Source organism: Zhaonella formicivorans, assembly GCF_004353525.1.
GTDB classification, from domain to species: domain Bacteria; phylum Bacillota; class DUOV01; order DUOV01; family Zhaonellaceae; genus Zhaonella; species Zhaonella formicivorans.
Genome location: NZ_CP085524.1, coordinates 1,121,624 through 1,143,525, shown reverse-complemented (window position 1 = coordinate 1,143,525; position 21,902 = coordinate 1,121,624). Strand labels below are relative to the sequence as shown.

General features: G+C 42.3%; 26 protein-coding genes. 23 read left to right on the top strand and 3 right to left on the bottom strand.

Features of this window, described 5'->3' with window-relative positions; all coding sequences use genetic code 11:
* Positions 1–20: 20 nt before the first annotated feature.
* The 4 genes from EYS13_RS16480 (at position 21) to EYS13_RS05625 (ending at position 2,503) form a co-directional block, all read left to right on the top strand.
* A complete protein-coding gene (locus EYS13_RS16480) occupies positions 21–215 on the top strand; it encodes an FmdB family zinc ribbon protein (protein ID WP_227766772.1) in 195 nt (64 codons plus the stop codon).
* 553 nt (positions 216–768) lie between these two features.
* A complete protein-coding gene (locus EYS13_RS05635) occupies positions 769–1,554 on the top strand; it encodes a helix-turn-helix domain-containing protein (RefSeq protein ID WP_227766770.1) in 786 nt (261 codons plus the stop codon).
* Between the two features lie 132 nt (positions 1,555–1,686).
* Positions 1,687–1,965: a hypothetical protein gene (locus tag EYS13_RS05630; protein WP_227766767.1), complete on the top strand. Its 279-nt coding sequence runs from the start codon at positions 1,687–1,689 to the stop codon at positions 1,963–1,965.
* Entirely contained in the window at positions 1,943–2,503 is a 561-nt protein-coding gene (locus EYS13_RS05625) for a hypothetical protein (RefSeq protein WP_227766766.1), read from the top strand. Before EYS13_RS05630 ends, EYS13_RS05625 begins: the two co-directional genes overlap by 23 nt.
* 249 nt (positions 2,504–2,752) lie before the next feature.
* On the opposite strand, the gene EYS13_RS05620 is transcribed toward EYS13_RS05625, so the two are convergent.
* A complete protein-coding gene (locus EYS13_RS05620) occupies positions 2,753–3,112 on the bottom strand; it encodes a hypothetical protein (RefSeq protein WP_227766764.1) in 360 nt (119 codons plus the stop codon).
* Positions 3,113–3,477: 365 nt separating this feature from the next.
* Between EYS13_RS05620 and EYS13_RS05615 the strand changes: the two genes are divergently transcribed.
* The 10 genes from EYS13_RS05615 to EYS13_RS05575 all read left to right on the top strand — a co-directional run bounded on the left by EYS13_RS05615 (position 3,478) and on the right by EYS13_RS05575 (position 13,057).
* A complete protein-coding gene (locus tag EYS13_RS05615; RefSeq protein ID WP_227766761.1) occupies positions 3,478–4,428 on the top strand; it encodes a polysaccharide deacetylase family protein in 951 nt (316 codons plus the stop codon).
* Positions 4,429–4,560: 132 nt separating this feature from the next.
* On the top strand, positions 4,561–6,219 hold the full coding sequence (locus EYS13_RS05610) for a GAF domain-containing sensor histidine kinase (RefSeq protein ID WP_227766759.1): 1,659 nt from the start codon (positions 4,561–4,563) through the stop codon (positions 6,217–6,219).
* Between the two features lie 91 nt (positions 6,220–6,310).
* Positions 6,311–6,805 (top strand): YajQ family cyclic di-GMP-binding protein, encoded by a 495-nt coding sequence (locus EYS13_RS05605; RefSeq protein WP_227766756.1) that lies wholly within the window; start codon positions 6,311–6,313, stop codon positions 6,803–6,805.
* Positions 6,806–7,087: 282 nt separating this feature from the next.
* Positions 7,088–8,074 carry a BMP family protein gene (locus tag EYS13_RS05600; protein ID WP_227766754.1) on the top strand — a complete coding sequence of 329 codons (987 nt, stop codon included), beginning with the start codon at positions 7,088–7,090 and terminating at the stop codon, positions 8,072–8,074.
* A gap of 185 nt (positions 8,075–8,259) precedes the next feature.
* Entirely contained in the window at positions 8,260–8,991 is a 732-nt protein-coding gene (locus EYS13_RS05595) for a geranylgeranylglyceryl/heptaprenylglyceryl phosphate synthase (RefSeq protein ID WP_227766752.1), read from the top strand.
* A gap of 129 nt (positions 8,992–9,120) precedes the next feature.
* Positions 9,121–10,281: a CapA family protein gene (locus EYS13_RS05590; RefSeq protein WP_227767813.1), complete on the top strand. Its 1,161-nt coding sequence runs from the start codon at positions 9,121–9,123 to the stop codon at positions 10,279–10,281.
* 17 nt (positions 10,282–10,298) lie between these two features.
* Positions 10,299–10,433, top strand: coding sequence for a hypothetical protein (locus EYS13_RS16205; RefSeq protein ID WP_265332420.1), 135 nt, complete (start codon positions 10,299–10,301; stop codon positions 10,431–10,433).
* A 155-nt stretch (positions 10,434–10,588) separates the two neighbouring features.
* Positions 10,589–11,434 (top strand): DNA methyltransferase, encoded by an 846-nt coding sequence (locus tag EYS13_RS05585; RefSeq protein WP_227766750.1) that lies wholly within the window; start codon positions 10,589–10,591, stop codon positions 11,432–11,434.
* 18 nt (positions 11,435–11,452) lie between these two features.
* On the top strand, positions 11,453–11,869 hold the full coding sequence (locus EYS13_RS05580) for a (deoxy)nucleoside triphosphate pyrophosphohydrolase (protein WP_227766748.1): 417 nt from the start codon (positions 11,453–11,455) through the stop codon (positions 11,867–11,869).
* 51 nt (positions 11,870–11,920) lie between these two features.
* On the top strand, positions 11,921–13,057 hold the full coding sequence (locus tag EYS13_RS05575) for an MGDG synthase family glycosyltransferase (RefSeq protein WP_227766746.1): 1,137 nt from the start codon (positions 11,921–11,923) through the stop codon (positions 13,055–13,057).
* Between the two features lie 63 nt (positions 13,058–13,120).
* On the opposite strand, the gene EYS13_RS05570 is transcribed toward EYS13_RS05575, so the two are convergent.
* Positions 13,121–13,330, bottom strand: a complete 210-nt coding sequence (locus tag EYS13_RS05570) for a hypothetical protein (protein ID WP_227766744.1) — start codon at positions 13,328–13,330, stop codon at positions 13,121–13,123.
* Between the two features lie 472 nt (positions 13,331–13,802).
* Between EYS13_RS05570 and rsmD the strand changes: the two genes are divergently transcribed.
* Together rsmD and EYS13_RS05560 are read left to right on the top strand one after the other, a co-directional pair.
* Positions 13,803–14,360, top strand: coding sequence for a 16S rRNA (guanine(966)-N(2))-methyltransferase RsmD (gene rsmD / locus EYS13_RS05565; protein WP_227766740.1), 558 nt, complete (start codon positions 13,803–13,805; stop codon positions 14,358–14,360).
* 1 nt (position 14,361) lies between these two features.
* Positions 14,362–14,823: an ATPase gene (locus EYS13_RS05560; RefSeq protein WP_227766739.1), complete on the top strand. Its 462-nt coding sequence runs from the start codon at positions 14,362–14,364 to the stop codon at positions 14,821–14,823.
* A 52-nt stretch (positions 14,824–14,875) separates the two neighbouring features.
* Here the strand turns inward: EYS13_RS05560 and ylbJ are convergent, their stop codons facing one another.
* A complete protein-coding gene (gene ylbJ / locus EYS13_RS05555) occupies positions 14,876–16,114 on the bottom strand; it encodes a sporulation integral membrane protein YlbJ (protein WP_227766736.1) in 1,239 nt (412 codons plus the stop codon).
* 143 nt (positions 16,115–16,257) lie between these two features.
* Between ylbJ and EYS13_RS05550 the strand changes: the two genes are divergently transcribed.
* From EYS13_RS05550 to EYS13_RS05520, 7 genes are all read left to right on the top strand, one after another.
* A complete protein-coding gene (locus EYS13_RS05550) occupies positions 16,258–17,088 on the top strand; it encodes a patatin-like phospholipase family protein (RefSeq protein ID WP_227766734.1) in 831 nt (276 codons plus the stop codon).
* A gap of 28 nt (positions 17,089–17,116) precedes the next feature.
* On the top strand, positions 17,117–18,313 hold the full coding sequence (locus tag EYS13_RS05545) for an acetate/propionate family kinase (RefSeq protein ID WP_227766732.1): 1,197 nt from the start codon (positions 17,117–17,119) through the stop codon (positions 18,311–18,313).
* 85 nt (positions 18,314–18,398) lie between these two features.
* Positions 18,399–18,929, top strand: a complete 531-nt coding sequence (locus EYS13_RS05540) for a YceD family protein (protein ID WP_227766731.1) — start codon at positions 18,399–18,401, stop codon at positions 18,927–18,929.
* A 4-nt stretch (positions 18,930–18,933) separates the two neighbouring features.
* Positions 18,934–19,119 (top strand): 50S ribosomal protein L32, encoded by a 186-nt coding sequence (gene rpmF, locus EYS13_RS05535; protein ID WP_227766728.1) that lies wholly within the window; start codon positions 18,934–18,936, stop codon positions 19,117–19,119.
* A gap of 149 nt (positions 19,120–19,268) precedes the next feature.
* On the top strand, positions 19,269–19,847 hold the full coding sequence (gene fapR / locus EYS13_RS05530; protein ID WP_227766726.1) for a transcription factor FapR: 579 nt from the start codon (positions 19,269–19,271) through the stop codon (positions 19,845–19,847).
* Complete coding sequence (plsX, locus tag EYS13_RS05525; RefSeq protein WP_227767811.1) at positions 19,847–20,857, top strand: phosphate acyltransferase PlsX; 1,011 nt, start codon at positions 19,847–19,849, stop codon at positions 20,855–20,857. Before fapR ends, plsX begins: the two co-directional genes overlap by 1 nt.
* A complete protein-coding gene (locus EYS13_RS05520) occupies positions 20,850–21,848 on the top strand; it encodes a beta-ketoacyl-ACP synthase III (RefSeq protein ID WP_227766724.1) in 999 nt (332 codons plus the stop codon). Before plsX ends, EYS13_RS05520 begins: the two co-directional genes overlap by 8 nt.
* The last annotated feature ends 54 nt before the right edge of the window (positions 21,849–21,902 follow it).

The window sequence follows — 21,902 nt, the reverse complement described above, 5'->3', positions numbered from 1 at the left end:
AAGGAGGGAGCAGGGCAAAGATGCCATCCTATGATTATAAGTGTGCCGAATGCGGTCACGTTTTCACTGCCTTTGTAGCGATTAAAGATAAGGACAGGGTTAAATGCACGAACTGCGCCAGTAGTAACATAAAGCAGTTGTTTACCGGTTTCAACTTTTTTAAAACAGGCAGTTCCGCTTGCAGCTCGGCAAGCGGCAGTAGCCGCTTTACATGAGCGGGTTAAAATCAGGTAGTTACCTGATGGGTCCCGGGGAAGTAACCCCGGGTTTTTAGCTATTCAGAAAGTATAAATTTCACGGCGCATAAGGGCAACTGGACTTCCGCCAGTGTCCTAAAGGACTGGAATTTCTACGCATTGAGTAAACACAACGCTAGAAATTCTGGCGCCCTAAAGGACTGGAATTTCTACGCATTGTGCCAACACAACGCTAGAAATTCTGGCGCCCTAAAGGACTGGAATTTCTACGCATTGTGCAAACACAACGCTAGAAATTCTGGCGCCCTAAAGGACTGGAATTTCTACGCATTGTGTAAACACAACGCTAGAAATTCTGGCGCCCTAAAGGACTGGAATTTCTACGCATTGTGTAAACACAACGCTAGAAATTCTGGCGCCCTAAGGCTTGGCGCAAGCCAAGTTTTCTTTATCTCTGGAAAGGAGCCAGTTGTCTTTTTTCATTGACATGCATAGCATAAAGTAGTAAATTGATTATACTGAATTGATTTTCAGCGAAATAGGCGCTAACTGGAACAAAGGAGAGAGTTAAGTGCTGATTAAAGGAGAAAAGATCAGGGAACTTAGGGAAGAAAGAGGGTACGCTTTAGCAGATTTGGCAGAAAAAGCGGGAATTTCTGTGTCCTATTTGAGCGAGATAGAGAGGGGCGCCAAAAAACCGTCTTTAAAGATCATCGACAAGTTGGCTCAAACTTTAAATGTCAATAAATCCCTTTTAGTCGAAGTTGATCAAGACTCGGCAGGGATCAGTTTGGGAGATAAACTTAGGATTCTGAGGGAAAGTAAGGGTCTAAGTTTAACGGAGCTGGCATCCGAGGTAGGGCTCTCAGTTTCTTATCTTAGCGAAATTGAACGGAATAATACCTATCCTGCTACCAATACACTGCGGGTTTTGGCCGAAAAGCTAGGGGTATCGGTAAGCACGCTGGTAGGTAAAGCCGGGCCCCTTGGCAGTAAACTGAGGATTGCCAGGGAAGAACAGGGACTAACCCAAGTGGAGTTGGCTAAAGCTGCCGGTGTTTCACCTGGCCTTATTGGCCAAATAGAGCATGGTAAAGTGCAGCCTTCTTTACACACGATAGAGAAAATTGCCCAGGTCTTAGGGTATTCGCCCTGTTATTTCATTTTAGAGGATGCCGGAATAGAAGATATGTTGAGGGCTATGAGCCCCGAGGTAAGGGAAATATTGACTAATGAAAATGTGCAAGCTGTGTTACGGTTGGTTTGTGACTGTACAGAAAAGGAAATGACTTTTATCCTCAATTTTATTAAACTGTATAAAAAGTCAGGCGTGACGAGTCAATATAGTGAATTTTAGAGACTAGGAAACTAGTCTTTTTTTCTGCTTTTTGAGAACCTTTTTAGTTAAAATTAAGTCATACTTTTCATAGTTATGCATAAATTAATATTGCCGCTGTTGTTAATTCTTCGCAAGAGGTATATAATTACATTGCTGGTATATGTTAACAGGGAGAGGGCGATGATGAGAAAAGTCAGCGCTACAGAAAGGGCTCAATTGCGATCAGATGCAGCCAGAAATTTATTGTTGGCCTCAGAGAAAATAGATCTTGTAGCACGTTATACGAGTGTAAATGACAGAGTGACTGTGGGCAGAAGTTCATTAGCTAAACTGGATTGTTTACGAGTAGCTAAAGCAGTGCAAAACAAGCAGCTGGAAATGTTAGGGCCTAGGAGGTTTCGGGTAAATGTGCTTGGAAACAAGGAATAGTCTGCAACAATTGGCCCAGGAGGCTGCTTCCATAGAAAAAATTTTGCAAATTCTAGCTGTTATCAGTGCTTACGTCGAAAGCAAAGGGTCCAAGATTGTAGTAGTGGGTACTAGTGCTGTTGCTATCTATACTTTTGGAGGACATTTGGAACAAAATATCGAAATCGTTTTTCTGGGTTCAGATAAGGCGCGCACTTGTTTTCAACAAATCGGTTTTTACAAAGAGTCAGGCCGCCGGTGGCATCATGAAGATTTAAAAATCACTTTGGAAGTAGTAGACCACGAGCTCCATGGTGATTTAAATAAAGTTGTAGAGTTTGAAATAGGGGAGCGGTCCGTAGCTGTAATTGGTTATGAAGATTTAATCATAGACTGTTTGCATAAGGCCATGCACCGGGGAGAGTTAAATAGCCAAGAACAAGCTCTGGCTATTTTATTGACTTATTATGATTTTATTGACTTACCTTATTTGCGCAGGCGGGCAAAAGAAGAGAAAGTTATAGGCTTAGTGGAAGAATTATTGGAAGAAATTGATTGAAAAAGACCTTAGGTTTAGGTCTTTTTTTAGTCCCCAGTCACAAGGATCGGCTAAATGCCTCGTCCTTAGTCCTTGGTCGTTAGTCCTTCGTTACATGTTATTCTCACTTGTTCGGGTGTTTTAGTACTATCGACTATCGACTAACGACGGCGTTAGCCTGCTGGGGACTGGTAACCCTAGGTCGTTTCTGTGTACATTAACCTCCAGAATCAGTTTATTCTTTTCTGGTGACGTAGAATCATAATGAGTCTACTCTGAATCTAGGGGTAGGCCGGTTTCGGGATCGATATGTATTTCCCAGAACCCCAGGGTATTTTCTGTTAACTCCTCTGTGTTTTTTAATGGCCGGAAATATTTATAACCTGTTTTCCCTTGGTAAGGTTGATCTTCAACCCGATATTTTCCCAGGATACCATGTATAACGTGTAACAATTTTTTATTTTCGTCTGTAGCTATACCAACCACTTCTTCATTACTTATATACCACCAGTGATGATTTGGTAACGGTGGAGAGAAGGGATGGGCATAGATAAATTCATAGTGTTCCTGAATGCCGAAAGCACGGTTACGGCAAGCTCTCCGGTAAAGCCAGTCATAAATCGGACCCATAAAATGACCTCCTTAGCGCTTGAAGTTATAGTCTTATATTTAAGATATGAAATATAAAGAAACATGTGCGCAGAAAGACTAAGTTCCGGGATTAATTTCTGGTGCCGTAGCACATTTTTCTGGTGACGACTGGGTGCTAAGGAGAAGTCAATTCTTTGATCATTACCCCCTAATTATTAAATTCAAGTTTTAGCTCCATAACTGGTCCGAATAATGTTGCACCAGGCTCTCTGCTTGCAGAGAGCCATTTTTGTTGGGCAGATAGGTATAAATTTCCATAAATATTTTTTAAAAAAAGTGCAACTAAATGTCGATTTTTTCGTTTATATGTTTGGAGAGAAAATCGGAATTTGGGGGATAATTTTGTGTTAAAAAAAGTTATGCTAATGTTCGTGTTCATCTTGCTGGCCATCGCGGGCTGTCGTTCTCTTGTACCTGATTCTGTTAATTTGGTTTTAGGTACAATTTACGAGCCACAAGACGAAATCAGTTTGCCTGCGCCAAAGCATATTTCCGCAGCACCAATTAAAGTCAGTGGCAACGAGCTGCCCGCCCCTTCTAAATCCACAGCAGAGGAGCAAAAAACGGAGCCTGCCTCTTTTCCTGATGGTGAAAACAGCCAGAAATCAACAGTTCCTAACATGGCAGGGAAAGAACTTCAGACAGAAAAGAACCTGGAAAATGAAATGTTTTCCGAAAAGCTTTCACCTCCTCGAGGAAAAAACAATCCCTCTGGGAAGAATATTTATTTGACTTTTGACGACGGGCCAGATGCTGTCAACACACCCCGAATATTAGCAATTTTAGATTTATATGGAATTAAAGCAACCTTTTTTGTCGTGGGAACTAATGTAGAAAAATATCCAGAAATAGTTCAACAAATCGAGGCGCAAGGCAGCCTGGTGGCCAATCATACTTACAGCCATAAGTACCAGTCGGTTTACGCCAGCGAGGAAGCTTTTCTCAAAGAGATATATAAAAATGAAGAGTTGCTTTTCCAATTAATTGGTAAAAGGCCTCGGATTATCCGGGAACCCGGGGGTAGATTCTTGGGCAAAACCGACAAACAGGCATTCATTGCTAAGGCCGGTTATGAACTTAAAGGTTGGAATGTTGACTCTTACGACTCCAGGAAGCCTATACCAAATGCGAATCAAATTGTGGCTAATGTTAAGCGCCAGGCAAACAACCAATTATTATGGGACGAGATGGTAATCCTTTTTCATGACGGTCCCGGACATGCCAGCACGGTAGAGGCTTTGCCGGCAATAATTGAGTATTTTCAGGCTCAGGGTTTTTCCTTCAAAGTTTTTTAAACTGCAGAACAGTGAACCTAAAAAATTTTTTTATAAATAATTTTAGCTAGATAGGGAGGGTTATGCGAGAAAAAGGAGAAAATATGCAGATAAACCAGAACGATGTCCATTTATAAGAAAGTGGGAGTACACATGACTGGTTTGGAGAAAAAAAATACGGTTTGTAGCGAACTGGATTATCTTGGTTTACTGTTTGAAATACACACCCGTCTTAGTTCCAGTATAGATTTAGAAGAGTTAACTGCAAATCTAAAATCTACCATACAGGACAAATTTGGCTTAGCTGTTGCTATTTATCTGCAGGAATCCGAAAAGGATTTGGTACTGTTTGCCAGCAGTATAGCTCCCCAACTGGAAAAAAAGTATAAAGTTACAGATTCGTCCCTCCTGGCAGCCCAAGTAGTTCATAAAAAGCAGGCCGTCTACATAGAAAACGCTCTTTCTTCTCCCGTGTTTCCCGAAGAAGTGAGTAACGAGGTGGGCGTTTGCTCAGCTCTAGGATTACCTCTGATTGATGATAAAAAAGTGTTGGGGACCATTGTATTTTTCCAGCCCCATTTTCAGCGTACTTTTTCCTCTAACGAAGTTCGTTTGTACGAAGCTCTAGCTGGTGATTTGGCCAAGGCTTTGAGCAACGCACTTTTATTCGAAAAGGTAAAAAGCTTGGCATATAAGGATCCGCTTACTGGCTTAAAAAATTTTCAAGCGTTTCAGGATACACTTAATAATCTTATAACTTCTGAATCCGGATTTTCGATTGTGATAATAGATCTAGATGATGTAAATGACTTTAATATTTTTTTGGGGTACCAGGGAACGAATGATTTGCTGATACGTCTGGCCCTGGTGATTAAAAGTTTTGAGGAGGGAAAGGTTTCGGTTTTTTCTTTCGGTGGAGGAGTTTTTGTTTTGCTTTTGCTAGGGGAAAGTATAAATTCCGTCAAAACTTATTTGGCATCCTTTCAGCGTCAAACTGAGGCCTTGAGCGTTGAATTAAGACTTAATAAGGCTATTTCTTTTACTTTTGCGTCTGTTAAGTATCCCGGTGATGGTAAAACAGGACAGGAATTACAGACTAACCTTTTTAAAGAGTTGGACAAGGCAAAAAGAGCTAAAAAGGCTGCCAAAGACGAAAAGCAGCGCCGGGCTGAAAAGTTGGCTTTGGTAGGTCAATTGGCCTCGGGATTTGCCAATGAGATTTATAACCCGCTTACAGTTCTAAAAGGTTATTTCCAGTTAATGAGACACCAAGGACATTGGAGCAACTACCAGGAAACAATCTACCAGGAACTGGAACGAATAGAAAAATTAGCACGGGATTTCATTCTGCTTACCAAGCCCACGGCCATAAAGAAAAAAACGGTCAATTTACATGAATTGCTGGACACAGCTTGTTTTGTGGCCGTAAGCAAAAATCCCGTTCATAAAATAGATGTGAAAAAAGAATATAAAGCTCAAAACCCAATGATTTTTGCTGATCCCGCACAGGTGTTGCAGGTTTTAAAGAACTTATACTGTAATGCTCTGGAGGCCATGCCACAAGGCGGTATTATTACGATAAGTACCTTTGAACTGCCGAAAGGGCTGCAAATCGAAATAACGGATAACGGGGTGGGAATTCCTCCAGATAGTCTGCATAAAATATTTGAACCTTTTTATACTTCCAAAGAACAAGGAGCCGGTTTGGGATTGGCGCTGGTGCAACAAATAGTTCAAGCCCACGGGTGGGATATAGAGGCTGAAAGTTATCCCGGAAGGGGTAGCAAGTTTGTTATTACTATCCCCCGGTAAGTGTCTGTCGGGAAAATTTGACTTAGGCTTGTCATTGTTAGACAAAAAGGATAAAATATGCTGAAGGAATTATACGAAGCGAGGTTGAAAAATGGCCAAGGATTGTTCTTTTGACGTAGTATCGGAAGTTGATTTACAAGAGCTTGACAATGCTGTGAACCAAACAAAAAAAGAAATAGCACAGCGCTATGATTTTAAAGGTTCAAAATCTGCAATAGAGTTGGAGGGGACAGAAATCAAGATTATTGCTGACAACGAGTATAAGCTTAAAGCAGTAATTGATATCTTACAAAGTAAAATGATCAAACGTAAAGTTTCTTTAAAAGCGCTGACTTATGGCAAAGTTGAGCCTGCTTCAGGGGGTACTGTCAGGCAGGCTTTAAAAATACAAAAAGGTATCGATAAGGAAAAAGGAAAACAAATTGTAAGCGCCGTCAAGGAACTAAAATTGAAGGTGCAGGCACAAGTGCTGGAGGATCAGGTAAGGGTCACCGGAAAAAATAAAGATGACTTACAGGCTGTTATTCAGGCCTTAAAAACAAAAGATTTTGGCATCGATTTACAATTTGTGAATTTCCGTTCCTAAAAGGGAGCAGTCTTTTCTGGACTGCTTTTTTTGTCAGGCGTCAGGTGATTTATAAAATTAGGTAAAGTAACTTATTAGAATAACTAATAATTCGTTAGGCAGGGTTGTGAAAAAAGTTGTCGAAGTTATTGTTAAATTTTAATATAAGCAAAATTTTTAATTTTGGGTAAAGGAGGCTAGGAAGAGGCTATTAGAAGGACGATTCAAAAGCAATGCATCCACTCAAAACAATGAAGGAGGAATAGCGGCATGAAACGATGGATTAGCATCCTGGTAATTGTCATGATGCTGGCGGCACTTGTGGCCGGGTGTGGGGGTCAAAATAATTCTGCGGATTCATCTGGAACTGCTGGGGATAATGGTGAAGTAAAGAAGTTAAAGGTAGCACTGCTTTTACCCGGACCTATTAATGACATGGGTTGGAATGCTTCGGCGTACGAAGGATTGAAGCAGGCTGAGGAAAAGTTTAATGTCGAGATAGCATACCAGGAAAATGTGCAGCAGAGCGATATGGAAGGCGTTTTTCGCGGCTATGCGGAGCAAGGGTATGATGTGATTATCGGCCATGGTTTTCAATTTGGCGATGCAGCTAAAAAAGTTGCCGCCGAGTTTCCAAATTCAAAATTTATCGTAACCAGTAGCAACATCTCCCAGGAGCCAAATTTGGCTTCAGTCAATATTGATAATGAACAGCAAGGATTCCTGATGGGTGTGGTAGCTGGACTTATGACTAAATCAAATATTGTTGGCTCTATCGGAGGCCAGGAAATTCCCCCGATAAAAGGCTCATTAGCCGGATTCGAACAAGGAGTAAAATATGTAAATCCTAATGCCACGATACTTTCTACTATGACAGGTAGTTTTGATGATGTTGCTAAAGCTAAAGAAACTGCCCTGGCAATGATCTCCCAGGGAGCCGATGTTATTATGGCCAATGCTAACCAAGCTGGGTTGGGTGCTATCGAAGCAGCTAAAATAAAAGGCGTTTATGCAATTGGCAGCAACCAAGATCAAAATGATATTGCTCCGGACACGGTTGTTGTTAGCGGTATTAAATCAGTTCCAGTACTGATTACTTTTGTTGTGCAAAAGATTCAAAACAATGATTTTGAAGCAAAGTTTTACAATTTAGGCTTTAACGAGGGCGCTGTATACTTGTCCCCCTATCACGGGTTTGAAGATAAAATTCCACAAGAAGTTAAAGATAAGATTAAGGCAATAACAGAAGATCTTGCTGCAGGCAAAATTGAAGTCAAAAAAATTAGTTAATTAAATTTTACCCTGTGCACAATGGCACAGGGTTATTTAATTCGGTGTTCGTGCAGGCTTATTTTTTACTCGGCAAGCCGCAGGAAAATATTTTCTGCCTGGCGAAGTAAATTAATATATCACGCTGACAGTATCTGGTTATTAATATCAATACTAAGGATTAAGCAATGATGAGGAACTGCCTAATGACAAACGACTGGAAAAAATGGCGACATGTGACTAAATTAGATCCGGATAAAGAAAATTCATTGGAGCTTATCGAACTAGTTTGTTCCAGCGGAACAGACGCTATCTTAATTGGAGGAACTCAAGGAATAAAAAGAAGTAAAGTAGAAGAATTGCTGGAAAAAGTCAAAAGAATTGCCGGACATGAGCTACCGGTAAATGTAGAAGTAAGTGCTCCTGAGGCAGTTGTTGCGGGTGCAGACAAATATTTTATTCCAGTTGTCTTAAATACTAGTCAGGTGGAGTGGTTGGTTGGCTCTCACCAGGAAATGTTTCTCAGGGTTGGCAGTATTTTAAACGTCTTCCCTTTAGAGGAATTGCTGGTAGCGGAGGGGTATCTAATATTAAATCCGGCTTGCGCGGCGGCCCGGAAGGTTAATGCAAAAGCTGAACTAACCATGGAGGAAATAATAAGTTTTGCCAGAGTAGCAAAGTTTATTTTAGGCTTGCCGCTTATTTATCTAGAATATAGTGGCAAACTTGGTGAAGTGCAGGTTGTTGCCCAAGTTAAAAAAATTGCCAAGGATACCCCTGTTTTCTACGGTGGTGGCATCCGAACGCCGGAGCAGGCCAAAGCATTTGCTGCCTTTGCAGACACAGTTGTGGTTGGAAATGTAGTATACGACAATCCGGCTGTTTTAAAGCAGATAGCGCGGGCAGTCAAAGAAAGCCGGGAGTTCAACCAGAACTAAGGTTCTAGTTAAGTACACTTTTTATACCGTTTGCAAAGCACAAAAAGAAGAAGTTTGCTTGGCAAGTAAAACAAACTTGTTATTGTTGGTTGCTAAAGCAGGTTGAATGGAGTGAGCAAGGTGCCTAAAATGCTCGTTTTAATAATCACTGCGGTTTTTATTTTATCAGGATGCGGCTCAGCTGTAACCTTACCCGCACCGATTATGCCCCGGGACAATATTAAACCACCTGAAGTGCAAACTGTCACCATTGCTGCTGTAGGGGACATAATGGTTCATGACACACAAATTGCCAGCGCGCATAATATAGAAGATGACTCATATAATTTTACTGAGTCTTTTCAGGAAGTAAAAAAGTATTTGACAGCTGCAGATTTGACAATAGGCAATTTAGAAACTACGCTGGCTGGAAAAGATCTGAAGTATACCGGATATCCGCGTTTTAATGCCCCCGAAAGTTTGGCTGAGGCTTTAAAAGACGTTGGTTTCGATGTTTTAGTTACAGCCAATAACCATGCTTTCGATCGTAAAGCTACGGGAGTAATTCGTACTATCAACAATTTGCGTGCTTATGGACTGGAGCATGTTGGCACCAGCCGCTCTCAGGAAGAGCGGGAAAAGATCCTGCTTAAAGATATAAAGGGAATTAAAATAGCGTTTTTGGCTTACACCTATGGCCTTAATGGTTTTAATATGCCAAAAAACCAAACTTACCTGGTCAATCTTTTGGATAAAGAAGTTATCGGTAATGATATAGCTAAAGCAAAAGAGGCTGGAGCAGAGGTTATAATTTGTGCAGTACACTTTGGTACTGAGTATCGGGTAGGACCAAATGATTTTCAAAAGGAGGTGGTTGATTATTTATTTTCCACCGGGGTTGACATTGTTTTGGGTAGTCATCCCCATGTTTTGCAACCGGCTCAGCTTTTGCCGGAGTGGGGAAATAAACTGGTTATTTACTCGTTAGGCAATTTTATCTCTTCTCAAAAAGGCATTGAACGTCAAAGCGGAGCCATTTACAATATTGTTTTGGGAAAGGATATGTCTACTGGGAAAGTTACTGTCAGCGGAGTTAATTATGTACCTATATATACGCAGCGCTATTATGAACATAGGAAATTAAAATTTAAAATTTTATCCATTGAGCAAGCGCTCCAATCGCGCTCCTACAATTTTTTAACAGACAGCGATTATGTTGTTTTACAAAAAGCATGGGACAATATCACCGGTTTGCTTAGTACAGAACCGGGTATCAAGGTTTTTAGGGAAATGGGAAGAGCGGATCTTTAGCCCGAAGGAGGAAGGCCATGTGGCAATTAATTGACAGAATATTGCATGAAATTGGCCTGGAAAAAGATTTGGGGGAACATCAAGAGCAAGTGTTTCACTTGAAAAGTATTGAGGAAATCAAAAAGTTAATAATTGCTCAGTTTCAAGCTTGATAAAGAAGTAGCTCCCTATCTAAAAAGGATGGGGAGCTTTAACTTTTAAGCTTCTGCCAGGTTATGTTATAATTTAAAATTAGGTAGGGGTATATAATAGTTTTAGCTGCATATTTTTTCGGTGGAGGAATGTTTTAAGCCTTAGGGGGAGGGTCATGGGTAAAAAATTAACAAATCGGCTGAATGATTTAACCAGTTCAGAATGGCTGTACTGGACAGATACGCTTTATATTACTAATTATCCTCCCGATGCAACTCATTATTTACGAAAAGCCCATGGAGCCATGAAACCACCGGAATTAATGGCGGATATTATCAAATTTTTTACTAAGAAGGGTGAAACAGTTTTAGATCCTTTTGCAGGTGTGGGGGGAACTCTACTGGGTGCAGCTTTGACTGACAGAAAGGCTTTGGGTATTGAACTGAATCCAGAGTGGGTCAAAGTTTATCAGGAAATCTGCCGTACTTTTAAGGTTCGGGAAGGAATCCTTGAAAGGCGCGGTGACTTCGACCAAAGTCCGCCAGATATTTTTCCGGAAATGGTGCTAGGGGATTGCTTCGAAATTTTTCCTACCCTAGCTGATGGATCTTTGGACGCAGTGATAACGGATCCCCCTTATGGTTGTCAGCACAAAATAAGTGGATTTAAATCGGAAACAAATTTTAATATGTTTAATCTGCAGGAAAGCAAAGACTTAGCTAACGCTGCTGACTTTCCAGCCTTTTTGGAATTGATGAAAAAAGTGGGGCAGGAAGTATGGCGTGTGTTAAAGAGTAAAAGATATTTTGTTATGATTCTTGGTGACCGTTACCGTGATGGGGAATATATACCGTTAGGATATTTGGTTAGCCAGGTAATGCAGGAAGTAGGCTTTAAATTTAAAGGCTTAAGGATTTGGTGCAATAAGGCAACTCAGCGACCGTTAAAGCCATATGCCATTATGACAAGTTTTGTCCCCAATATCACTCATCAAAATATCTTAATTTTGCGCAAGGAATGAGTTAGGAAGTTTTAACCAATGGAAAGATTAATTGTAACAGCTGCTATAATTGAAAGCAACGGACGAATTTTGCTGGCGCAGCGCAAGCCTGGTGGGAAACTGGCATTAAAGTGGGAATTCCCCGGAGGAAAACTGGAATGGGGAGAGCATCCGGAGGCGGGAATACAAAGGGAAATTTTAGAGGAACTTGGGATGGAGATTATACCGGACCAAGTTTATGCTGTACATTCGGTGGTGGAAGGGGAACGCCAACTTTTACTTATATACTACTTGGCGGCTCCTTGTGGTTTTAGTAAACCTCAGCCTTTGGATTGTAACGATTGCTGTTGGGTACATCCTTCGGAACTGTTAGCTTTCGATCTTGCTCCTACAGATCGCAAGGTGGCCGAAAAGTTGTATGCAGATTTTAATAATTCAGCTCATCCGCAAGATTAATCCTGGATTATAACTTTTTAAAAAACAGCTTAATAAATGGAGGCAAAAGCGGTGGGTAATGAAAATAAAAACAACGTTGATGTACTAATGTTGACAGTAAGCTACGGCGGTGGTCACGTGCAAGCTGCCAATGCTTTAACTCTGGGTTTGCAAGCGCTGCAACCCAAACTAGCGGTAGAAATTTTAGATTATGTACGTTGGCTAAATGCAACTTTAGATTATTTAACTAGGTTAGCTTATGTAAAAGTTACCAGCAAAGTTCCAACTCTTTGGCACTTGTTGTATGATTTTACCGATCGTCCTTTCTTTGCTAAATATAGTTTGACGCGGCGCCTGGGCTTTCAAAGGCTTTATAACTACATTCTTTATAAGCAGCCTAAACTGATTGTCTCAACCCATTTTTTGACTACAGCTGTGGTTGGTGAAATGAAAAAGCTCGGATTGATTGACGTTCCGTTAGCAACAGTAATAACGGACAATATTCTTCATGCGCTGTGGCTGAATCCGGCTGTTGATTTGTATCTTGTTGCTAACGGACGGTTAAGAGCTAGTTTAATGCAGCATGGCATTGCTCAGCATAAAATTATGGTGACCGGTATTCCCATTGATGTTAAATTTAACAGGCAGTATGCCAAAAGACCCTTGCGCCATAAGCTAGGTTTAGATCCCGATCTGCCTACGATATTAGTGATGAGCGGGGCTTATGGCATGGGGGATATCAAAGGTATTTGCCGTTATTTGGCAAACTATGAACAGAAAATTCAAGTTATAGTAGTCGCCGGAAAGGACGAAAAACTAAGGCGGAAAATAAGTATGCTTACTAAAGGCGCGAAAAATACCTTGCATATTTTCGGGTACGTGACCAATGTATTTGAGTTGATGGCTTTAGCAGACCTGTTGATTTCCAAGGCAGGGGGATTAACTACCAGCGAAGCATTAGCCAGCGAATTGCCGATGCTGATTTACCGACCCATTCCCGGACAGGAAGAGGGCAATGCTGAGTATTTGTTAAATGCAGGTGCTGCTGAGGTTGCAAACAATATGGAGCAGTTTGCTACTGTTTTTAAGAACATTATGATGCAACCGGGAAAACTGGAAAGCATGGCTTATGCTTGTGCCCAAGTAAAAAAGCCGTTGGCAGCATTACAAGGTGGACAACTGCTGCTGAGCCTTCTTGGGAATATTTAATGGCATCAAGCGGGATAGGGAAGCGGTTTCGCTTCCCTTTTTGCGTGAAAAATAAAGTTTCTCTTACTGCTCTTTGCTCCCTAAAAATTTATCTAGGTTCCATGTGACGGGAAGGTGTAAAATTAATTCTACCTCGTTATCTCGAATATTGATTACTTCAGCGTCGTAAATATCTCCTGTTTCTTCATCCAGTATTTCGATCTTTTCACCGGTAAAAGCCGCTTCTCTTAAAAGTTTCGTTATTTTGCGTCTTTGGATGTGTTCCACATTCATGCACATCACTTCCTAACTCCAGGGTCTATAGTAGTATATTATTCGATGGGCTGCCAAACAATGCAAGGTAAAAGAATTTTTCAAAACCGACATAAAGAAAACTGGGCTTACGCCAAGCTTATAAGCGCCGGCGGAAGCCCCAGTTGCACTTATGCAAATCAGAAAGTCGATAAACTTTCTGATTTGCTAAAAAAACCGCAGTTAAATTTTTGCCCCTATAGGCAACGATATTACTACCGTTTATCTATAGGGGCTGGGAGAGGAGAAACCGGAGGAAGAGCTTATGGGGGAGGGTTATTTTGTTCAAATAACCTCTAAGCTCTTCAGTAAAGTTGCTTTACCAGTAGATATTATGAGTAGCGTTGTTGAAAAATATACATAGTCAGATGAATTTTTTTGGCTAAAATAGCAAGATGTTATTTAAGCACTAAAAATTCCCTAGAATTATGTTATAATATGGTGAGGTGTTACTATGCGTATTATTGCCGGTATTGCCAAAGGACATCTTTTAAAAGCTCCGAAAGGTTTCATAACCAGGCCGACAACTGACAGGATTAGAGAAGCGTTGTTTAATATTTTATATTCCAGGGTGCTTGACGCTGAGGTATTGGATTTGTTTGCAGGTACCGGAGCTCTTGGCATTGAAGCTTTGAGCCGGGGGGCAGCACGCGCTGATTTCGTCGAACGATGCTTGCCTGCATTTAAATGTATTAAACATAATTTGGCTAAAACTAAACTTCAAACCTTTGCACGGGTAATTTACGGCGATGCTCTTTCTTTTTTAAATAAATGCGCACTGGCTTATGATTTAATTTTTATTGATCCTCCCTATCAACAGAATTTAGCAGAGCAGGCTCTGCAAATTGTTGCCCAAAATGCCATATTAAAACCAGATGGAATAGCCGTTGCGGAGACTGGGAAAGCGGAAAATTTGCCTGAACAAATAGGCGAGCTGCGTTGTGTTCGACAGGTACGCTATGGCGACACTTTGCTTTGGTTTTACCATTTAGCCAAAGAGGAGGAAAAATGACATGGACGTTTTTGAAATGCTTGATAGTTTAGAGGAGATGGTGGAGACCTGTCCTAAGATCCCTTTAACGAGCAAGGCGATTGTAAATGCGGAAGAGCTACTGGAATATCTGGACCAGATTCGTTCAATTTTGCCTGAAGAAATCAGGCAGGCCCGCTGGATTGCTAAAGAGAGGGAAAGGTTACTGTTAGAAGCGCAACACGAGGCTTCAAGAATTGTGGAAGAAGCCAGATCCCAGATTAACAAACTGGCAGAAGAAACAGAAGTAGTAAAAAAAGCTAAGGAAAGGGCGGAAGAGCTAATCAATAGGGCTAGGCAAATTGGTGCTGAGATTAAAACAGGTTCTGAGGCATATGCTGATGAGGTTTTGAGCAAATTAGAGGAAAACATCTCCAAATCTCTAGAAATCATCCGGCAAAGCCGAGACGAGTTGCAACATTTTAAACAGCAAAATGCTTCCTAGTGGCAACTTCATGTTCTTTACCAAGCAAGAATTCCAAAAGTAGGATATGCTATTATTTGTGAAAAAAAGTATTTGCTTGCAGCCGTAAGAGTTTGTTGAGAACAGTGATTGCCAGCGATAGTATAAGTAGGACTGCCAGTATTTTGAAACTTATTTGTAGGAGATGGTAACTAAAAAGCCAGGGTGAAACAGTAAGCGCTGAAAGATGAGGAGCAAATGCAGCTAGGCTGAACTTTGCTCGTAACAAAAGTGACATCCAGAAAGCTGCCAGGATGCCATGCCCTATTCTAGCAAATAAATAGGGTTTGATGTCTATGTCAGTATCGGCTATCATACTAATAGCCTGAGCATGTACTGAAAGGCCTAGCCAGCCTAGAATTGCGCTGACAATTAGCAGTTGTTGTGTTAAAGGGGCCTCAACTTCGCTGGCCAGTTTTGCACCAATGGTCATCTCCACGGTTCCGCTGGCTAAAGCGTAATAAAGCCCCGGTGCGAGTTTCAGCCCACCCAGTGCGGAGGCGAATATACCGGCTAAGCAATTGATAACTCGGGCTACGGTTAAAACTTCAATTACCACAGAGAAAATAATAATAAAGCCTCCAATTGTTAATAGAGTTTGAACCGAATTGCGTACTGCATCTCCTAATAATTTTCCAAAGGGGCGTCCATCTGCTATCTGGGCTTGCAGCAACGCTTTGGCTGCGTTGCGCAGGAGACGTCCGTGAAATTGAGGAGGCTGCCCGCGGTCCCGGTTTTGAAAGCCATAAAAGCGAAAAGCTATCCCTAGGCACAGGTTTGCCAGGTAGTGGGCTCCGGCGATTTGGCTTCCTACTCCGGGATTGTTAAACATACCTACAGCAACAGCGCCAAACATGAAAAGAGGGGAGGCATTGTTAGTAAAAGCGATTAGTCGCTCGGCCTCTGTTTTGGTACAAAGTTTTTGCCTGCGGAGCTGACCTGTTAAGGTGGCGCCGATTGGGGCTCCCGAAGTGTAGCCAACAGCTACTGCGAAAGCAGCAGCGCCGGGAAGGTTGAACAGAGGGCGCATTACAGGTTCTAGCAATACTCCGAGAAAATGTACAACTCCCAGTCCCATTAATATTTCGGATACAACGAAAAAAGGCAGGAGGGCTGGAAATACTATTTTCCACCATGTTTCCAAACCACGGAGGGCCGCTTTAAAAACCACTTCCGGGAAGGTTATCATTGAGAAAGCAAAAAAAAGCACTGCGACTATTTTAATTATTGCCAAAGTAAGATCCCGATATTTTGCAGAGAATATATTCAACATGATTCCTCCTAATCTACGTATAGATAGTGGCAAAAATTTGCTTATTAGAAATATATCGCCTAAAAGTTATTCTAAGACCATCAACTTTAGCAATCTTACTGAGAAAGGATTTTGTTGCATATAGTCAAATAGAGGTGATGCCAGTGAGTTGCTTTCCAGTGATAGGTCTAGCTTTAGGAGCAGGGGCGGCAAAAGGTTTAGCCCATTTGGGCGTGCTTAAAGTCCTGGTACGGGAAAAAATACCCATCAATTTGATTACCGGTTCCAGTATTGGCAGTGTAATGGGAGCTCTTTATGCCTCGGGGGCTGATTTACAAATCTTGGAGAAGATCTGCTGCACTTTACAACAAAAACAATTAATCGATCTGGTTGTACCCCGACTAGGCTTAATTAAAGGGGAACGCATTGAAGCCCTATTGAAAGTGCTAACCAAAAATTTAAATTTTGAACAATTAAAGGTCCCTCTTTACGTAGTTGCGGTTGACATAGAGCGCCGCGAAGAAGTAATCTTGGAAAGGGGATCAGTAGCCGAGGCAGTCAGAGCCAGTATTTCAATTCCTGGAATTTTTCAACCCAAATGTTTGGAAGGAAAGTTGCTGGTGGATGGTGCTGTTTTAAATCGGGTTCCGGTGAATTTAGCCCGGCAAAAAGGCGCCCAGGTAGTAGTTGCCGTTGATTTAAAATTCGGGGGGGAAACAGGAAAAAGTAAACCGGTTAAAAACATATTTGATGTGATTTTCACTTCAATAGAGTTGCTGGAAAACTCAAACAGGCAAGATTACAAGCAGCAGGCAGATATTTTGCTTGAGCCGAAAGTAGCCCATATTGGCCATGCAGATTTTCATAGGGCTGAAGAATGTATTGCTTTAGGAGAAATGGAAGCGGAAGCAGCTCTGCCCAAAATAAGGGAACTGCTGTCATTACACTCGGCACCGGCTTGTAACTTGTATGAAGGTGCTTTTCCCAAAAAATAATTCCAAATAATTTAGGAGGTATTTCCAGGTGAAAGTATTAGTACTTAATTGCGGCAGTTCATCAATCAAGTATCAACTTTTTAACATGGAAGATGAAAGTGTACTTGCCAAAGGTTTGGTGGAGAGAATTGGACTGCAGGGAGCGGTGCTGACACATAGGCCCAGCGGAAAGGAAAAGAAAGTGATCGCAGCCGATATTCCAGACCACAGTGTAGGGATCAAGATGGTTTTGGAGGCCATGGTCCATCCGGAACACGGTGTGCTTACTAAGATGGAGGAAATCGATGCAGTTGGACACAGGGTTGCCCATGGGGGAAGTATTTTTCCAAAATCTGCTTTAATTGATGCTCAAGCCAAAGAAAGCATCAAATCACTTTTTAACATCGCGCCGCTACATAATCCCCCGGCTTATTTGGGAATTGAGGCTGTTGAAAAAGCATTGCCAGGAGTACCGATGGTGGCCGTGTTTGATACTTCATTCCATCAAACAATGCCGCCTGCAGCTTATATGTACAGCTTGCCATACGAATTATACGAAAAATATGGGCTGAGAAAATATGGTTTTCATGGAACATCTCATAAATATGTGGCATATAGGGCCGCTGCGCTTTTAAATCGACCCATCGAGGAACTAAAAATCATTACCTGCCATTTAGGTAACGGTGCCAGCATCACTGCTATTGATGGCGGCAAATCCATTGATACCAGTATGGGTTTCACCCCTCTGGAAGGACTAACCATGGGAACCAGATGCGGCGACCTGGATCCGGCCATTGTAACATTCCTGGAGGAACAAGAAGGCCTTTCTTGCAGCGAAGTAAACAACCTGCTGAATAAGAAAAGCGGTGTCTTGGGTATTTCCGGTGTTTCCAGCGATTTCCGCGATATTGAAGAAGCAGCGGCACAGGGCAATAAACGGGCTCAACTGGCTTTGGATGTTTTTGCCCATGATGTTAAAAAATATATTGGAGCTTATGCGGCAGCTTTAAACGGTCTGGATGTTATTGTGTTTACTGCGGGATTAGGTGAGAATTCGCCGGAAATGCGGGAAAAAATATGCAAGGATATGGAATTTTTTGGCATAAAACTGGATGGCACAAAAAATAAAATTCGCGGGCAGGAAGCAGATGTGTCTGCCGACGATTCAAAGGTGCGCATAATGGTTATTCCGACCAACGAAGAGCTGGTAATTGCCCGGGATACTAAACAAATAGTGGAGCAGTAAAGGGAAGTGCCTTGACAGGAAACTCAAACTTTCGGTATAATATCCAATAGATCTTCACCGGTTAAGACAGTGCAGGTGAAAAATAATGTTAATTGATGTAGCAAAGCTGCGCATGCAGCCTGGAACAAGCAAGGAATACAAGCTTGTAGAAACATGGGAATCAATACCATGGGCCGGGGAGCTGCTTAGTTTTTCTAGTCCTGTAAAAGTAGAAGCAATTGCCACTAACACAGGTAAATCCATCCTGGTAAGGGGAAAGGCAAATACCGATATTTCTCTCAGGTGCGGACGTTGTTTGCAGCCGGTTAGCTATAAAACTGAGATTGAATTTCAAGAGGAATTTTTTCCTCAAATCAAAAATGCTGTTCCGTCATCAAAGGAAGATACTGTGCGTTATTACTTGGGCGACACTATTGATTTGAAAGATGTGATTCTGGAAGGCATTTTTTTAGAAATCCCAATGAAAGCGGTCTGTAGCGAAAGCTGCCGCGGGTTATGCCCCAAGTGTGGAGTAAATTTGAACGAGCAACAATGCGTCTGCCTAACTGAGGAAATAGATCCGCGCTTGGCAGTTCTACAAAAAATGCTGCAGCAAAGCTCTGGAAAGGAGGTTTAAGACGATGGGTGTACCGAAAAGAAAACAATCCAAATCAAGGAAGAATATGCGACGTTCCATCTGGAGACAAATGGAAGCTCCGGGCTTAATTGAATGCCCGCAATGCCATGAATTAAAACAACCCCACAGGGTTTGCCCTTCATGTGGGTATTACAAAAACAGAGTAGTTGTTAAGGCAGCTGCCGAATAAGTTTATAAAATAAGTTAAGGTTATCCTTAACTTATTTTTTTTTTTCAGAAGTTGGTTCATTAACAGGTTCTTGCATAAAATTGGCACCTAGCGTATACTATCATTTGTAAGCAGGTACTAATACTTACTACTAAGGAAAGGGAAACAAAATGCGGCCTTCAAACGGTAAAAAGGAAAGGCAACAACGCTTGGCAGATTACCTGAAAACCAAACCTTTTGCTACCGATGAAGAGTTGGCAGAACGTTTTCAGGTAAGTGTCCAAACAATAAGGCTTGATCGGTTAGCTTTAGGTATTCCCCAAGTACGGGAGAGAGTTAAAACCGTGGCGCAAGAAGCTTATAATCCTTTACGGTCCCTTACACAGACTGAGCTGGTGGGAGATTTGATTGACGTACGGCTTGGGGAAAGCGGCATTTCCATCCTTGATATAACTGATGCCATGGTTTTAGAACATGTACAAATTGCCAGGGGTCATTATTTGTTTGCTCAAGCCAATACGTTGGCTGTGGCCGTGATTGATGCGGATGTGGTGCTGACGGGCAGCGCCAGGGTACGGTACAAAAGACCCGTCTTTTTTGGAGAAAGAGTGGTGGCTAAAGCCACCGTTCAGGTAAAGCGTTCCAATAAATTTTTGGTATCTGTAGTATCCACCGTCGAAGACGAGGTGGTTTTTAAGGGACAGTTCATTGTTACAGCTTTAACCCCAAAAAAGGAGGCCGGAAGTTGATGCGTATTGCCCTTGACGCCATGGGAGGAGACTATGCTCCACAGGAAATAGTGGCCGGGGCCATTCAGGCTGCCAAGGAAAGTAGGCTGGAGATAGTCTTAGTAGGAGAAGAACAAGTTATATCCCGGGAGCTGAAAAAATATCCTTCTTGCGCAAATATTTCGGTTTATCATGCCAGTGAAGTTATTGCCATGGATGAGGAGCCTGCGTTAGCGTTGCGAAAAAAAAAGGATGCATCCATTGTAGTCGCAACAAAGCTGGTCAAGGACGGTTACGCTGATGCTGTAGTTTCCGCGGGCAGCACAGGGGCGCAAATGGCAAGTTCTCTCTTAGGTCTGGGTAGAATTAAAGGAATTTTACGTCCTGCGATTGCTACCGTTTTTCCAACCCTCCAAGGGGGCAAGTTGATACTTGATGTTGGCGCCAACGCTGATTGTAAACCGGCAAATTTAGTACAGTTTGCCAGGATGGGCGCTATTTACGCGGAAAAAGTAATGGGTATACAAAGGCCTAAAGTTGGGTTATTAAATATAGGGTCGGAAGAAACCAAAGGCAACGAACTGGCTCAGGAAACTTTCCGGCTGCTTACCGGGGAAGATTTGAATTTTATTGGGAATATTGAAGCGCGGTATATTCCTTATGGGGAGGCAGACGTTGTTGTCTGTGACGGCTTTGTGGGCAATACCATCCTAAAACTTGCCGAAGGCTTGGCTGGGGCACTTTTTACTTTAATCAAGCAGGAGGTAGAGAAGGATTTTGTCCGCAAAATCGGAGGTATGCTTGTCCGGTCGGCTTTTAAGGACATTAAGAAAACCATGGATTATGCGGAATACGGAGGCGCTCCGCTTTTGGGAATTGAGGGTGTAAGTATAATTTGCCATGGCAGTTCAAAGGCCCGTGCCATTAAAAATGCTATTCATGTTGCCCAAAAATGTATAGAAAATCAATTTGTCAGTAAATTACGCGAGGCTATAGCCTTTAAGACAGGAAAGGAAGAAACCGATGAGTAGTGTACGGGGAGTAGCGATTGTTGGAACTGGCTCAGCTGTGCCCGAAAGGGTTTTAACTAATGATGATCTGGCTAAGATGGTAGATACTAATGATGAATGGATCCGTACCAGAACCGGTATTTGCGAGCGCAGGATTGCTGATGCAAATACCGCCACCTCTGATCTCTGTGTGTTGGCTGCAAAGCGGGCTATAGCCGATGCGGGGATTAGTCCTGGGGAATTGGACCTGATTATTGTTGCCACTGTTACACCGGATATGATGTTTCCGGCAACAGCTTGCCTGGTTCAAGACCGGATTGGTGCAACCAAGGCCGGTGCTTTTGATCTTTCAGCGGGTTGCAGCGGTTTCCTATACGGATTGGCGACCGGCAGTCAGTTTATAGCAGCTGGATTATATGAAAAAGTGTTGGTTATAGGTGCCGAAACTTTAAGCAAAATTACGGACTGGGAAGATCGCAGTACCTGTGTGTTATTTGGCGATGGCGCCGGCGCAGTGGTGTTGCAAAGCGCACCTGCTGGCGCAGGTGTATTATCTGTGCATTTAGGTGCGGCGGGCTCCGGTGGTGATCTTTTAACACTGCCTGCAGGAGGTTCAAGGAGGCCTACAACGGCTGAAACAGTTGCAAAGCGGGAGCATTACATCCACATGAGCGGGAATGAAGTTTTTAAATTTGCCGTTAAAGTCATGGGGGAAGCCTCCCTGAAGGCTCTGGAAAAGTGTAATAAAACAAAGGAAGATATAGACTTCTTGATTCCTCACCAGGCAAACATCCGCATCATTGAGGCAGCTGTTAAAAGGCTAAACTTATCTCCGGACAAGGTCTATATTAATTTGGACCGTTACGGCAATACCTCGGCTGCTTCCGTGCCAGTAGCCCTGGATGAAGCCGTCAAAGCCGGCAAGGTGAAAAAGGGCGATGTTGTACTCCTGGTGGCCTTTGGCGCAGGTTTAACCTGGGGGGCCAGTGTGATCGAGTGGAGCAAAGGCTAGAGGGATAATGCGCTTGGAAGCTTTTTAGCAAAACTATTGCCTGGGGGTTGGTAC

Bases quoted from the DNA above. Each gene is read 5' to 3' on its own strand.
- EYS13_RS05625 (WP_227766766.1), top strand. From the start codon at position 1,943: ATGTGCTTGGAAACAAGGAATAGTCTGCAACAATTGGCCCAGGAGGCT.
- EYS13_RS05605 (WP_227766756.1), top strand. From the start codon at position 6,311: ATGGCCAAGGATTGTTCTTTTGACGTAGTATCGGAAGTTGATTTACAA.
- EYS13_RS16480 (WP_227766772.1), top strand. From the start codon at position 21: ATGCCATCCTATGATTATAAGTGTGCCGAATGCGGTCACGTTTTCACT.
- EYS13_RS05595 (WP_227766752.1), top strand. From the start codon at position 8,260: ATGACAAACGACTGGAAAAAATGGCGACATGTGACTAAATTAGATCCG.
- plsX (WP_227767811.1), top strand. From the start codon at position 19,847: ATGCGTATTGCCCTTGACGCCATGGGAGGAGACTATGCTCCACAGGAA.
- EYS13_RS16205 (WP_265332420.1), top strand. From the start codon at position 10,299: ATGTGGCAATTAATTGACAGAATATTGCATGAAATTGGCCTGGAAAAA.
- EYS13_RS05540 (WP_227766731.1), top strand. From the start codon at position 18,399: ATGTTAATTGATGTAGCAAAGCTGCGCATGCAGCCTGGAACAAGCAAG.
- EYS13_RS05620 (WP_227766764.1), bottom strand. From the start codon at position 3,112: ATGGGTCCGATTTATGACTGGCTTTACCGGAGAGCTTGCCGTAACCGT.
- EYS13_RS05560 (WP_227766739.1), top strand. From the start codon at position 14,362: ATGGACGTTTTTGAAATGCTTGATAGTTTAGAGGAGATGGTGGAGACC.
- EYS13_RS05610 (WP_227766759.1), top strand. From the start codon at position 4,561: ATGACTGGTTTGGAGAAAAAAAATACGGTTTGTAGCGAACTGGATTAT.
- rpmF (WP_227766728.1), top strand. From the start codon at position 18,934: ATGGGTGTACCGAAAAGAAAACAATCCAAATCAAGGAAGAATATGCGA.
- EYS13_RS05585 (WP_227766750.1), top strand. From the start codon at position 10,589: ATGGGTAAAAAATTAACAAATCGGCTGAATGATTTAACCAGTTCAGAA.
- rsmD (WP_227766740.1), top strand. From the start codon at position 13,803: ATGCGTATTATTGCCGGTATTGCCAAAGGACATCTTTTAAAAGCTCCG.
- fapR (WP_227766726.1), top strand. From the start codon at position 19,269: ATGCGGCCTTCAAACGGTAAAAAGGAAAGGCAACAACGCTTGGCAGAT.
- EYS13_RS05570 (WP_227766744.1), bottom strand. From the start codon at position 13,330: ATGAATGTGGAACACATCCAAAGACGCAAAATAACGAAACTTTTAAGA.
- EYS13_RS05600 (WP_227766754.1), top strand. From the start codon at position 7,088: ATGATGCTGGCGGCACTTGTGGCCGGGTGTGGGGGTCAAAATAATTCT.
- EYS13_RS05590 (WP_227767813.1), top strand. From the start codon at position 9,121: ATGCTCGTTTTAATAATCACTGCGGTTTTTATTTTATCAGGATGCGGC.
- ylbJ (WP_227766736.1), bottom strand. From the start codon at position 16,114: ATGTTGAATATATTCTCTGCAAAATATCGGGATCTTACTTTGGCAATA.
- EYS13_RS05520 (WP_227766724.1), top strand. From the start codon at position 20,850: ATGAGTAGTGTACGGGGAGTAGCGATTGTTGGAACTGGCTCAGCTGTG.
- EYS13_RS05580 (WP_227766748.1), top strand. From the start codon at position 11,453: ATGGAAAGATTAATTGTAACAGCTGCTATAATTGAAAGCAACGGACGA.